Source organism: Microcoleus sp. PH2017_09_SFU_O_A (genome assembly GCF_020738625.1).
Taxonomy (GTDB): Bacteria; Cyanobacteriota; Cyanobacteriia; order Cyanobacteriales; family Microcoleaceae; genus Microcoleus.
The window spans coordinates 1-13,937 of record NZ_JAEQCF010000059.1; the positions used below are offsets into that span (position 1 = coordinate 1).

Annotated in this window: 9 protein-coding genes and 1 pseudogene; 4 read left to right on the forward strand and 6 right to left on the reverse strand. The window is 46.2% G+C overall.

Annotated elements, in window-relative coordinates; genetic code table 11:
• Positions 1-75 precede the first annotated feature (75 nt).
• Entirely contained in the window at positions 76-489 is a 414-nt protein-coding gene (locus JGK16_RS21380; protein ID WP_293192435.1) for a helix-turn-helix domain-containing protein, read from the reverse strand.
• 51 nt (positions 490-540) lie between these two features.
• Between JGK16_RS21380 and JGK16_RS21385 the strand changes: the two are divergent.
• A pseudogene (locus tag JGK16_RS21385) lies at positions 541-666 on the forward strand (transposase); the annotation flags it as partial.
• Between the two features lie 191 nt (positions 667-857).
• On the opposite strand, the gene JGK16_RS21390 reads toward JGK16_RS21385, so the two are convergent.
• The 3 genes from JGK16_RS21390 to JGK16_RS21400 all read right to left on the reverse strand — a co-directional run bounded on the left by JGK16_RS21390 (position 858) and on the right by JGK16_RS21400 (position 4,728).
• A complete protein-coding gene (locus JGK16_RS21390) occupies positions 858-1,181 on the reverse strand; it encodes a DUF1825 family protein (RefSeq protein WP_293176096.1) in 324 nt (107 codons plus the stop codon).
• 300 nt (positions 1,182-1,481) lie between these two features.
• On the reverse strand, positions 1,482-2,099 hold the full coding sequence (gene lepB, locus JGK16_RS21395) for a signal peptidase I (RefSeq protein ID WP_293176094.1): 618 nt from the start codon (positions 2,097-2,099) through the stop codon (positions 1,482-1,484).
• Positions 2,100-2,250: 151 nt separating this feature from the next.
• Entirely contained in the window at positions 2,251-4,728 is a 2,478-nt protein-coding gene (locus tag JGK16_RS21400; RefSeq protein WP_293176091.1) for an ATP-dependent Clp protease ATP-binding subunit, read from the reverse strand.
• 1,429 nt (positions 4,729-6,157) lie between these two features.
• Between JGK16_RS21400 and JGK16_RS21405 the strand changes: the two genes are divergently transcribed.
• A complete protein-coding gene (locus JGK16_RS21405; protein WP_293176089.1) occupies positions 6,158-8,305 on the forward strand; it encodes an adenylate/guanylate cyclase domain-containing protein in 2,148 nt (715 codons plus the stop codon).
• Positions 8,306-8,474: 169 nt separating this feature from the next.
• Entirely contained in the window at positions 8,475-9,776 is a 1,302-nt protein-coding gene (locus JGK16_RS21410) for a mechanosensitive ion channel family protein (protein WP_293176087.1), read from the forward strand.
• A gap of 485 nt (positions 9,777-10,261) precedes the next feature.
• On the opposite strand, the gene JGK16_RS21415 is transcribed toward JGK16_RS21410, so the two are convergent.
• Complete coding sequence (locus JGK16_RS21415; protein ID WP_293176085.1) at positions 10,262-11,095, reverse strand: inositol monophosphatase family protein; 834 nt, start codon at positions 11,093-11,095, stop codon at positions 10,262-10,264.
• Positions 11,096-11,271: 176 nt separating this feature from the next.
• Positions 11,272-12,705, reverse strand: coding sequence for a BCD family MFS transporter (locus JGK16_RS21420; protein ID WP_293176083.1), 1,434 nt, complete (start codon positions 12,703-12,705; stop codon positions 11,272-11,274).
• Between the two features lie 271 nt (positions 12,706-12,976).
• Between JGK16_RS21420 and JGK16_RS21425 the strand changes: the two genes are divergently transcribed.
• Positions 12,977-13,921: an aldo/keto reductase gene (locus tag JGK16_RS21425; RefSeq protein WP_293176328.1), complete on the forward strand. Its 945-nt coding sequence runs from the start codon at positions 12,977-12,979 to the stop codon at positions 13,919-13,921.
• The last annotated feature ends 16 nt before the right edge of the window (positions 13,922-13,937 follow it).

Here is a 13,937-nt window from a genome sequence, read left to right on the forward strand (position 1 = left end):
CAAGGGTATGGCTTTTCTAATTTTGATAATTTTAGAAATCGCGTATTAGCTTGTTTCTTGCATTAGATAAAATTATCACCATAAGTTCTGGAGAGCCTGCAAAACTTGAGAATTCAAAGTTTTGTAATCAGGAAATAGCTTTTTAGTATTTTTTAGATCGGCTAACTGGATGGTTTGCCACTGCACGTATCCGCCTTCAATATTCGAGAAAACATCACCTTTCCTGGTCAAAGGATTGCCTGATTCATCTTTCTTTCTGCCATCTCTAGTTTGCACTCTAGTCAGAGGAATATTTTGGTAAATTTCCTCAACAGGCACTATGGAAGCAATTAAAGGGCAGGCATTGACAGGCGTTCTTGTGGACTCCCACCATCTGAATCTTTCACTCAATCGGTAGTTGTACTGCCGGCGACAAAGCTCTAGATGAGTCGAAATTGTTGCTAGTTGGGCTTTCGTAGGTTTGAGGCGGTATTTGTACGTCAGTTGCATGAAAACTTCCTTTTTTTCGACCTTCCCACAGTATAGAGTGAATTCCCTGAAAGGGTGAATGAGTTTTATCGTAAAGATGTTTTGTGGAGCAGTTCGTATTTTATTGCTTCTTGCCGAGGTGTTACCGTCTCCATACTTAGGAAGTATATTGAGAATCAAGACTCTCCCAAAGATTGATTTGCGGTAACTGAGTCTAATTGTCGGGCTGGTGTTCCTCCGACCGACGAGCCTTTCATCCCTACGGTAATTTAGTCGGGGTACGGAGCGTAGCAATTGAGATTCATCCCCTCTAAATACACCGAGGGACTTCCCGGCTGCTAGTTAATTATCAGTTGACAGTTGACAGTTGATAGTTGTCAATTGTCAACTTATGATTGCTTTTCCAGTTCAGATTTCATCCGCTCCAGCGTTGAGTTCATTTGCTCAAACATCTGCTGGGGCGTGATGCCAAATTGATTTAGCTGTGTTTTTAACTGCTCTACAGTCATCTGAGCCATGAAGTCTTCAGACAGCTCGAAGCGCTTCATAAAAATACGGTAGCGATCCATCATTGATTCCATCTGAGCGATGAACATCTTCTTGCCTTCGCGATCGAATTTGCCGTAATTCCCGCCTAGTGCGACGAGAGATTGATAGTCTTCAAACAACAGCTTGGCTTCTTGCTGAACAATTTCTGAATCAAAAAATCCCATAGCTTTCCTAATTTTTAATATTGAAGTGATTTTGATCTAGGCGGGAAATCCCGCTGCTTTTGGTACTATTTTATCAGTTGCCGGAGGAACTCTCTACCGCTCAAGGCGCAAAAATCAGTAGAAATTTCCGTACAGGATAAGGCATGGGCATCGGGAATTGGGAATTGGGAATTGCGAAGTCGAGGGATGGGGCATGGGGTCTTTATGGCATTGGGCTTGCAATAACAACTGACAACTGACAACTGACAACTGACAACTGACAACTGACAACTGTCAACTGTCAACTGTCAACTGACTTCTTCAAACTTGTCCGATACGCTCAAGTGGCCAAAACCTCAATACAGCCCGGCCGATGATATTCTTTTTAGGTAAAAATCCCCACCTGCTAGAGTCGTTACTGTTGTTGCGGTTGTCTCCCATCACGAAGTATTGATTTTCCGGGACGACATAAGGCCCCCACTGGTATTTAGGAGGTTCGGCAATATATTTCTCAACGAGGGGTTTGTCGTTGAGGTAAACTAGACCTTTTTTCACAGCTACTGTTTGACCTGGTAAGCCAATTACCCGCTTGATAAATGCTTGGTCTGCGGTAAAGCCTTGTTCTTGCAACTGTTCCGGCGGCGCAAATACTACGATGTCACCAGTTTTTGGAGGTTCCAGGTAGTAGGATATTTTTTCGACTACGACGCGATCGCCCACGCGCAAAGTTGGTACCATAGAATCTGAGGGTATGAAGCGCGGTTCTGCCACCAACGCTCGAATCACTATTGCTAAAGCCAAAGCAATAATCACAATCTGAAGATTTTCTCGCTGCGATTTCCACGCTTTTTGCCACCACGGGCTTGTGCTGAGCGAAGTCGAAGTATCAGGTAGGTTTTCTGCTACTTCTGTACCAAAATTCTTTTCTTCAGATGTCATTTACTCCTCCTATAATTTTATTGACTCTTATTCATAAAAAAGGCAGAGAATTAAGATTCTCTACCTTTTTTATATGCTGATTTTGAGTTATTTACGATCGCGCAATTTGCGATCTTAAAACTTTACTCGCGATCGCACTTACTCAACGCACTTACTCAGCGCCTTGGGGCAGCAATTCCCGTTTTTGACCTTGCAGCACCTTGACAATTCCATCGTCGCCCACATCTACAACAGCGATATCGCCATCTTTGATGCGGCCAGAAAGGATTTCCTCAGCCAAGCTGTCTTCCAACAACCGCATGATCGCGCGGCGCAGGGGCCTGGCTCCGTAGCTGGGGTTATAGCCTTCTTCTACTAGCCGTTCCTTGAATTTTTCGGTCACTTCCAGAGTGATTCCCTGTTCTGTCAAGCGGCCGAACACTTCTTTGAGCATGATAACGGCAATTTCCTTGACTTCTTCCCTGTTCAACTGACGGAAGACGATAATTTCGTCAAGTCGGTTGAGGAATTCTGGGCGGAAGTAGTTCTTCAGTTCTTCGTTAACCAAGGAGCGAATGCGGTTGTAATTAGCATCAGCTTGGTTGTCGCCGAACTCGAAACCGAGGCCGCCGCCACCTTTTTCAATGACCTTAGAACCGATGTTGGAGGTCATGATCAGCAGCGTGTTTTTGAAGTCCACGGTACGACCTTTGGCATCTGTTAAGCGGCCGTCTTCCAATATTTGCAAGAGCATATTGAAGACATCGGGGTGGGCTTTTTCGATTTCGTCAAACAACACGACGGTGTAAGGACGACGACGAACTGCTTCTGTCAGTTGTCCGCCTTCGTTGTAGCCGACATAACCAGGAGGAGAACCGATAAGTTTGGAGACGGTGTGACGTTCCATGTATTCGGACATATCCAACCGAATCATGGCGTCTTCGGAACCGAAGAAGTAGCCGGCTAAGGCTTTCGTCAGTTCGGTTTTGCCGACGCCTGTGGGCCCGGAGAAGATGAAACTGGCGATCGGGCGATTGGGATTTTTCAAGCCAACGCGAGCGCGGCGGATGGCACGGGAAACGGCTTTCACTGCTTCTTCTTGACCGATCAAGCGCTGGTGCAAGGTATCTTCCATGTGCAGCAGTTTTTCGGATTCAGATTCAGTCAGTTTGTTGACCGGTACGCCCGTCCAGCTTGCGACGATTTGAGCGATATCTTCTTCGGTAACTACTGGCGAAGGGTCGGTTTCGCCGGTGCGGGCCGAGTCAGTTTTTTTGGCTTGGGAAATCGCGCGAATTTCGGCTTTGATCGTCATTTCTCGATCGCGCAATTCACCTGCTTTGTCAAAGTCTTGAGAACGCACCGCTTCGTCTTTATCTTTCAGGACTTGGCGGAGTTCTTTATCAAGTTCCTTAGCTGCGGGCGGCAGTTGGGAGTTGATCAGGCGGACTCTCGAACCAGCTTCGTCTACCAAGTCAATTGCTTTGTCTGGGAGGAAGCGGTCAGAAATATAGCGGTGAGACAGTTTGGCGGCAGCTTCCAGGGCTGTATCCAAAATTTTCAGCTTGTGGTGCTGTTCGTAGCGTTCCCGCAAACCGAACAGAATCTCGATCGTCTCGTCAACGGTGGGCTCGCCGACCATCACGGGCTGGAAGCGGCGTTCTAGGGCGGCATCGCGCTCGATGTGCTTGCGGTACTCGTCGAGGGTTGTAGCGCCGATACACTGGAGTTCGCCTCTTGCCAAAGCTGGCTTGAGAATGTTCGCTGCGTCGATCGCCCCTTCAGCCGCACCAGCACCGATCAAAGTGTGCACTTCGTCAATCACCAAAATCACGTTACCCGCCGTGCGGATTTCGTCCATGATTTTTTTGAGGCGTTCTTCAAATTCCCCCCGGTATTTCGTACCAGCTACGAGCAAGCCGATATCGAGGGTAACGACGCGCTTATCTTCGAGGATATCTGGGATATCGTTGTTAGCGATGCGCTGGGCCAGACCTTCGGCGATCGCAGTTTTGCCGACTCCAGGTTCGCCAATAAGTACCGGGTTATTTTTAGTACGGCGACCGAGGATTTGAATTACCCGTTCGATTTCTTTTTGCCGTCCGACTACGGGGTCAAGCTTACCATCAACCGCCATTTGAGTCAGGTTGGCACCAAATTCGTCCAATGTTGGGGTTTTAGTGCGAGCTCCGCCGCCGGTGGCTGCGACTTCTGCCGTTTCTCCCAGCATCCGAATCACTTGGGTGCGGACTTTCGACAAATCTACTCCCAGATTTTCCAGGACTCTGGCCGCTACTCCTTCACCTTCACGAATCAGGCCGAGCAGCAGGTGTTCTGTACCTATATAATTGTGTCCGAGTTGGCGAGCTTCTTCGAGGGACAGTTCTAGAACCCGCTTGGCGCGAGGGGTGAACGGAATTTCGACTGCTACGAAGCCCGAACCGCGCCCGATGATTTTTTCGACCTCAATCCGAGCATCTTTGAGGTTGACCCCCATTGATTTGAGGACTTTGGCTGCAACTCCGGTTCCTTCTCCAATCAGACCCAGGAGGATCTGTTCTGTCCCTACGAAGTTGTGACCCAGGCGGCGAGCTTCTTCCTGGGCCAACATGATTACTTTTATTGCTTTTTCTGTGAAGCGTTCAAACATGGTTTATTCCCACCTGCTATGTGCCCGTTTTGAGGTCACGCTCGCACAACGAGCGTTTTTGTTCGAGTGTTAACTCGTAATGCTAATTCTAGCGCGACACTCCCACCGCGAAAGCCGCACTCGGCTGCGGTTGCAGATTCCAGGCTCATGTTGCAGGGTGGCTTTCAACTGGGAAGACCCAAATGGTGGCTGACCTACAACCTCCCCTAGACTGCAAGAAGATTGCTCTTCTCGGCCTGTGCCCAACCTACGACTACGTATTGATGGATTCTAGCACAATGTTTTTGATATGAAGTCTATTAATCCAGTCGGATGCGCGATCTTTTGTTAACTTGAGCTTGCTTTAAACTCTGTTCTCATTTTCTCCCGAACAACTTTTAGACCGCTGCGCGATCGATCGCTATTGTCCAAACACAGACACGCTACATATAACGTCCCTGCGTAATTCCTGTTAGTTTTTGTTGCAAAGTAATGCGATCGGTTGATACAATATTTTCTATAATTGTCAACGCAGAGCGACTATTTTCGAGATAAATCTATCCCTAGTCACGAGCCCCAAAATTCACCCACGGCTGATGGGGTTTATCTGAAAAACCGAACTCTGTTAAAACAACAAGTAAAGACCGAGAATAGGTTAACCAAGGTAACTCAATATGCGACATATTGGCGAGCGAAAACTTTTTGATGATATTGCCTTAGTGGTGTTGAAGCAAAAGTAGGAGGGACTTTTTTATGTGCTGGTAGATTCTCCATTACTACTACCACGCTCACCCAGAGTTCCGGTACTAAAAATATTTGGATAAACACCTCACTAATCCTTGCTATCCATTGAGCAATTAATTATCATTAATCTCATATTATCTTGGGACTAATAGCACCGCTAATCGTGTTTTTTTGCCGTGTATAAGTCTCCATAAACTTACTAATCTTATAGCAATATTGCCCTAAGTTACTCTTAAGATAATTAAAAAATTTTCACTACTATAATGCCAATGTGCATTTTTCAAAAGTTTAATTAGTCTTTGTTTTAGCTCTTGAGACAGATGGTTTATGGCTGGCATATATCTGGCGATCGCTTGCCTATGATATGTTGATATTCTACAATATAGATGCGCAGGGAGCATCTCAGTTTTGCATTTACAGTGCTGTCGGGAGTTCAAAAAAGGTTCGTAGTACGTCAGTAGAGTTCGCTCTTCAAAAAATGCTTATTGCAAAACTGAGATGCTCCCGATGCACAGCAGCTTAGAATCTGCTATCCAGGATTTCTCTTTTTGTGCTGTTGGGCAGTAGAGCGACTGTTGTGAGCCGATCGCCAAAAGATGTCAAATGGGTTCTATAAATGAAAAGCGATCGCTACCAATGGTGAAAGATTACTCTTTAACTTCTTAGAGATGAAAGAAATAATACCCAGACTCTCAGGAAAAATCCTATGCAATTAGTGAATCATTTAAGTATAAAAACAAAACTCATAGTCATGTTGCTGGTAGTCAGCCTTTGCGCTATGCTTGCGAGCACGTTTATATGCTCTAGCAGTGGGAAAGCTATTCTGACCGAAAAAGTCTTTAACCAATTAACCAGCCTTAGGGCTGTGAAAGCTTATCAAATCCAAGATTATTTTGAAAACCTTAAAAACCACACCCAAACCCTCAGCGAAGACTTGACAGTAGTCGCAGCCCTACAGGAATTTAAGACGGCTTACAGCGAACTTGAAAAGTCTAAAATTCCAGCGAATTTTGACGCAAAAATTGATACCTACTACCAGAAAGAATTTTTAACCAAACTAACGCGAACTAACGATGGTTCGCCTGTTCTGGCAGCATACAGGCCAAAAACACCCGCTGCTCGTTACCTACAGTACCACTACATCGCTGCTAATCCGAACCCCGTTGGCAAGAAACTTCTCCTTGATACTCCAGGCGACGCCAGCGCTTACAGCCGCGCTCACGCCCTCTACCACCCTATTTTTCGCAATATAGTTGAAAAATATGGTTACTACGATATGTTTTTGATCGATCGCGAAGGAACTGTTGTCTATACGGTTTTTAAAGAAGCCGACTTTACCACAAGCTTGATCGATGGCCCCTACAAAGAGAGTAACCTAGCAAACGCGATCGCCGCTGCACGACAGGCAAAGGGAAAGGGGTATGTGAAAATAGTAGATTTTAAGCCCTACAGCCCTTCCTACGGTGCGCCTGCGGCTTTTATCGCTGCTCCAATCTTTAACGGCTCGGAATTTATTGGTATTTTGGCGTTCCAGTTTCCCGTTGACAAAATTAACAATGTGATGACTGGTAACAAAAATTGGAAACAAAGTGGTCTGGGCGATTCAGGAGAAACTTATCTGGTTGGGTCGGATTATCTAATGCGCTCTGCATCTCGTTTCCAGATAGAAGACCCAGAAGGTCATGCAAAAATTCTAGCCTCTATCGGTACTGATGAAAAGACCATCAAGAAAATCAAAGAGTTCAATACTACAATCCTCCTACAGCAAGCGCAAACAACAGGAGTGAAGGAAGCATTGTTTGGGAAACAGGGCACGCAGGTGATCGACGATTATCGTCATATTCCTGTTTTGAGTTCTTATTCTCCACTAGATATTGATGGATTGAGGTGGGTGATATTGGCGGAGATGGATGTTTCGGAAGCCTATGCGTCAATTCACTCCTTTCAAAAAACAATTGTGATGGCAGCTACTGCAATCATCGCGATAATCACGGTTGTTGCCATGTGGCTGACCGCAATCTTTGTCAGACCCATCAAGAAGTTAATCGCTAGTGCCCGCCTGGTGGGGGCTGGAGAAGTTGACGCGGTGGTTAAATCTGGTTCAGAAGATGAATTTGGAGAGTTAGCTAAATCATTTAACCAAACGATAGGCCGCCTTCGTGCCGAAACTCAACTAATTCAACAGAAAAATCGCGAAAATGAAGCATTAGTCTTAAATATATTTAGTCCCGCAATAGCCAAACGCCTCAAACAGGGCGATCGAGCAATTGCCGATCAGATTTCTCATGTCTCGGTTTTGTTTTCCGACCTCCATCGATTTACTAAGCTCTCTCAAACCATGTCAGCTCCCGAAGTTATCGCTCTGCTTGATGAACTGGTAACAGCCTTTGATGAAATGACCGAAAAATACGGTTTGGAGAAGATTAAAACTATTGGTGATGGTTATATGGCTGTATGCGGGCTGAGTGTGCCACGTTTGGATCATGACAAACGCACAGTAGATTTTGCCTTGGAAATGCTGGCATTTGTCCACCGATTTAATTATGAAAAAGGCTTGGATCTAGACGTAGAAATCGGTATCAATTCAGGAGATGTGGTTGCAGGTGTCATTGGCAAAAATAAATTGCTCTATGATGTTTGGGGTGAGAGCGTAAATATTGCCAATAGATTGAAGTCGGCTTGTCCCCCCGGCGCAATCTTTGTGTCTCAAGATATCTACGATCGCCTGCACGATCTCTACGATTTTGAGTTGGTTGGTGAAATTCAAGAATCTGGAAAAGAAAAGTTAGTAGCTTGGCAAATCACAAGTTATAAGCTTCCAGTAAATGTTGGATCGGAGGAAGTCCATGAATAATTTAAGCTCTTCAAACGACTGGGAGATGTGGGCAGTAATTGTCGGATTAGGGTTCCCACTCCTCGTCGTTTTACTAGGAGAGGTTATTTATCACCTACAAAGGCACGCTAGACCACTGGCGACTACCCTGCTGGTTATAAAAAACCTTGTCCTGCCGGTCTTAATGGTGATGATTTTAATCAGGAATGTCCTGAAGCTTGACGTTAATGGGAATTTTCCCAAGCTCGTAGCAACACTGTTCTGGATATCTGCCATCTACGCATCTCTCTCGCTGCTTAATGTGATTTTGTTTGAAGAAGCTGAGGCTAATACATGGCGGGCACGGATGCCCAAATTGCTGATCGATCTTTCTAAGTTTTTTTTGGTGCTTGTAGGAAGTGCGATCGTGCTAGCGGCAGTGTGGGGTGCTGATTTGGCCGGTCTTGCTACTGGATTGGGCGTTAGCTCAATTGTGATCGGTTTGGCGCTTCAGGACACACTAGGTAGCGTCATGTCTGGCATGGCGCTGCTTCTAGAACGTCCCTTTAGCGTTGGTGATTGGTTGCGGATTGGAGATATCGAAGGTGAGGTAGTTGATATCAATTGGCGATCGGTTCGCCTGCTCACTCTCCAGCGCCAGATGATAATCGTTCCTCATCAGTTCATTGGAAAAGGAATCATCCATAATTACAGCCAACCAGAACGCATTTATAACCAACGCCTCAATATTGGTTTTTCCTACGATAGCCCGCCTAATCTCGTGAAGCAGGTACTAACAAGTACAGCCTTGGCTACCCAAGGAGTATTAGCGGAACCGGAACCAAATATTAAAACCAAATCCTATGATGAGACTGCAATTATGTATGAGGTGGAGTTCTTTGTCAAAAACTTTGAGGATGTAGACCAGATAGTCGATCGATTTATGACGCGAATTTGGTACGCAGCGCAGCGAAACAACTTAACGTTATATCGTTACCGATACTCGTATCCTGTGGAACCTGCTGATAAGGCAGATAGCGCTTCAACTAAGTTAGCCCAAAGCCTGCACTCAATTCCCGGATTTATGCCTTTAGCTAGAGAACCCAAAAATTTGGATGACTTAGGTAAGGGAACTATTTTACAGAAGTTTGGTGCGGGAGAGAAAGTCATCCGGCAAGGCGAGCCTGGTAATGCTTTGTACATTATCATTGCGGGTCAGGCTAAGGTCACAGTCAGGAACCAGTTTGGCATGGAGTTGGAGGTAATGACTATCTTGCGTGGTGAGTTTTTTGGGGAAATGGCACTATTTAGTGGGGAACCGAGTCCGGTATCAATCGCCGCCGTTGACGATTTGCAAGTTCTTGTCATCTACTCAGATGCTGTAAATACAATGATTGAACGCCAACCAAGCTTGGGGCGCGAGATAGGTCAAATTATAGAGGCGCGAAGCAAAGCGGTAAGTATGGCCGCCCAGGCAGATGTTTCGTCAAGAGTTCAGGTTGATTCCCTATGAGGATTTTGAAGTAAATTGATATCGAGTAACCAATTAAGGGCTCGGGACTAATTTTCTGTTCGGCTTGTGACAATTTTACCATTCTTGGGGCTGGTGAAAAAGCACGGTCATAGACCGTGCAAAGCATAACGAATCACAACCGCCTATGCAAGACCCATTGGTGACAAGTTAAGGTGACTACTGGTGTGTAGATGCTTTGGTAGTAGGTGATCTTCTCCCAAGCTAGAAGCGAATGGACGGCAGAATCTGGCAGCAGCTTCTGGCAAGGTGAGGCAACACTCTGCAAAAATTGTTGGAGAGAGAATGGACGCACGATTTGGCATTGCCGGGAAAGAGATCTTTTGGTTTGTAAGGCAATTATCTATGTATATCTTGCCTTACAGATTTTTTTTGTCACTTTTTCAGTGCCATTTGACTAAAGTCCGCAAGAAAGAAGGACTGAAGTCCGAACGATCGAACCTATTGGGTTCGAGGCGACTTTAAGATTAGCCCATTTTTTTCTTCTTCCAAGCTTCAACAAACGGCAAAAACACCGACACTAATTCCTGGCGACTCATCACCAAAGTTGGAAAAGAAACCCTCGCATAATTCTTACCCACTTCCAGCGGAAAAATCGCTTGGGATTCCAGCGGTAGCCAAACCGCACCCGCAGCCTTGACAATTACCCAACTCCCAGCAATATCCCAAATTTTAGGAGTCGCTTCAACTCCTCCCATCGCCACACCGGAAGCCACCATTAAAAAATTGTAACTAGCCATCCCCAACATCCGAATTTTACTCGGAAGATGAGGCCCAATTCCCACACTCCGCGAACACAAATTAAAAATATGATTTCCACTCAGTTTATCATCACTCGGGCGAATCGGGCGATCGTTTAAAAATGCACCTTGAGGCATATTTGTCAATACAGGATCGTCCGCCAAATTCTCTGCATAAAAACCGTGGAAAGTTTGATTCAGGGGTGGCAAATGCACGCAGCCAAAAACTGGAGTTCCGCGATATAATAGACCTAAAGAAATCCCCCAAATTGGAATGCCCCGAGCAAAATTAGTGGTAGCATCGAGAGGATCGACAACCCAACACCATTCAGTATCGGGTAAAACGTGCTCTCCTTCTTCGCTCAAAATCCCGTGACTGGGAAACGCAAGTGCGATCGCATTTCTAATCTCTGCATCCGCCCAATTGTCAGACTGCGTAACCAAACTGCCATCAGATTTCTCATCCGCTTGTGCAGAACCGAAATCTTTCAAAAACTGCTGTCCGATTGTTTTGACAGTTGTCTGAGAAAAAGTTAGAATAGAGTTCCAAAAATCTTGCATTAGTTACTGGTTTGTAGGAGAAGACGGCGGTTGAAACCGCGCTGATAAAAACGAAGACGGCGGTTGAAACCGCGTCTACAAAAACGAAGTCCGCCTCCGCGGACTGAAGAGAACTTTCTTCAACCCGCGGAGGCGGGTTTGGTCTGTATAGACGCGGTTTCAACCGCCCGGTATTCTCAGTCTAATTCATTTTCAAGGATAGTTGCGATCGCACTTTTAGCATTATCCTGAAATTCTGCAACATCCACCAGACTCAACAGATACAAAGCGAAAATCATACCCACAGCCGGCACTGCAAAAACCAACCCGTAAGCCAACATCGGCACTCCAAACAAAGTCCTGCCAAAATCCAAAATAGCACCGCCGCTAACCGTAGCAAAACCCCGCGCCATCGCTTGCGACAAACCCCAAGCGCCAATAAAAGTCCCCGCAGTTTCCGCAGCCGTCAAATCCAACATCAAACTCAGTGCCCCCGTCGTTGTAATTCCCGAAGCTAACCCGAAACACATCAAAGCCGACTTAAACACAATGGGATTACCAGTAAATCCCGATAAAATAATCAAGCCAAAACAAGCCGCCACCGATAAACAACCCAATCTAATCGTATTTTGCTTGCCAATCCGCGGCACAATTAAAAAACCAGTTGCGCTCAAACCGATGAGAACACCAGTACCGTAAATAGCATTCAACCGCGTACTTTCCGAAATCGGCATCTTAAAAATTTCCCCGCCGTAGGGTTCCAAAACCGCATCCTGCATAAACAAACAAATTGTCATCACCAGCAGGAAAGTAAAAAACAAACCAGTTTGGCGGCTAGCAGTCAAAATCCGCAGCGCACTTCCTAAAGTAATCTTATCTTCTCGATTAACTGCGATCGATCGCGCCCCGTAACGCGAATACTTCTTCTCAACCCCAAAAGTTGCAATCCCCACCAACAGCAAAACCACCGCCGGCACCTTCACAAACAAACCATTAATCGAAGCCTGCAACACTTCCCGCGGCACATCCCCATCAATCTGCTTCAGCAAACCGCTGCTGACAATCGCCCCGATAATAATACCAACCATCAGCATCGACCACACCACACCCACCAACTTCGATCGATCTTCCTCATCGGAAACATCCACCAACAAAGCAGCAAAAGGAGTCGAGCTCGAACAAATCGCGATACCGTAAACTGCAAAAACCAAACCCAGCAAACCCACCCAGCCGTAAGTCGGAGTCGTCCACCCCACAGCGTCTAAACTAGCGCCCAAGCGCCACATCACCTGCACCGCCAAAAAAGCCGAAATCACAAACAACAGCCCTCCCATCCACACGTAACCCGTGCGGTGATGGCCAAACAAAGGCTTAGCATCCGACATTTGCCCGAACCATACCCTCGCTGGCGCCACAAACTGGTGCATCGCCAGGGTACCAGCCACCACAGTAGCCGGAATCGCCAACTCCTTAATCATCACGCGATTGAGTACCCCCAGGGTCAAAATCGACATCATGCCCAGCCCCATCTGAAACAAGCCCAGGCGGAACATCGTCGCGAGGTCAATTCTCTTTTGGGCAGCAGTCGTGGAATCTGTTAATGTAGAATCTGGCAAACGGTCGATCGGCATAACTTTTCAAATAAAGACAACATTTGAATTTATAGTAACTGAGATATTGCAATCGGCCGCCATTATACCCACAGCTAGAAGCTCAAATGACATTATTCATATAAAAATAAAGAGAATCAATATAGCAACCGCCACCTGAAAGCGCGGACATAAATAACCTCATGAATCGATCCCCGATCCCGCGATCGATAAACCGTTTGATTCCCGTACTATGTAACTGTCAACTGTCAACTGTCAACTGTCAACTGCTATAACTGTGGATTTACCAACCGTGACAACTATCACCCTAGGACAAAATGGCCCAGCCGTCATTCCCCTGTGCGTCGGAACTTGGGCTTGGGGCGACAAACTATTTTGGAACTACGGCAGCAACTACGGCGCCGCCGAAGTAGAAGCAGCATTCAACACATCCCTAGATGCCGGAATCAACTTTTTCGACACAGCCGAAGTCTACGGTAACGGCTTGTCAGAAGAATTGCTGGGACAGTTTATCAAAAAAACTAGCCAACCCGTGCAAATAGCCACCAAATTCGGCCCCGTACCTTGGCGGATTACCGGAAAATCAGTTTCCGAAGCCTTGAGTGCCAGCTTAAAACGGTTGCAAGTAGAACAAATAACCCTCTACCAAGTACACTGGCCTTTTAGTTTTTTACTGAGTCAAGAAACTCTGATGAATGCCTTAGCAGACGAAGTAAAACAAGGCAGAATTCAAGCAGTAGGAGTCAGCAACTATTCCGAAGAACAGATGCGCGAAGCTCACAAAATACTAGCAGCCAGAGGCGTCCCCCTAGCAACAAATCAAGTCCGTTACTCATTGCTATCGCGGCAAGTAGAAAAACAAGGAATTGTACGTGCAGCCTCGGAATTGGGAGTAACAATTTTAGCTTACAGCCCCTTAGCCCAAGGATTGCTCACCGACAAATACACAGCCCAAGAACCACCTACAGGAGCCCGCAAAATGGACTCCCGATTCGGCAAAGTGGGCCTTGAAAAAATCGAATTAGTCATGTCTACCTTGCGAAAAATGGGGAGAAAGCGCGATCGCACGCCCGCGCAAGTTGCCCTAAACTGGTTAATAGCCCAAAACGGAGTTATCCCAATTCCCGGCGCCAAAACCGCAAAACAAGCCGAAGAAAACGCAGGCGCCCTAGGCTGGACTTTAAGCCAAGATGAAGTCAACCAACTAGAACTAATGACACGTCCCTGGCGAGAATAAATCTCTAATAGGTATG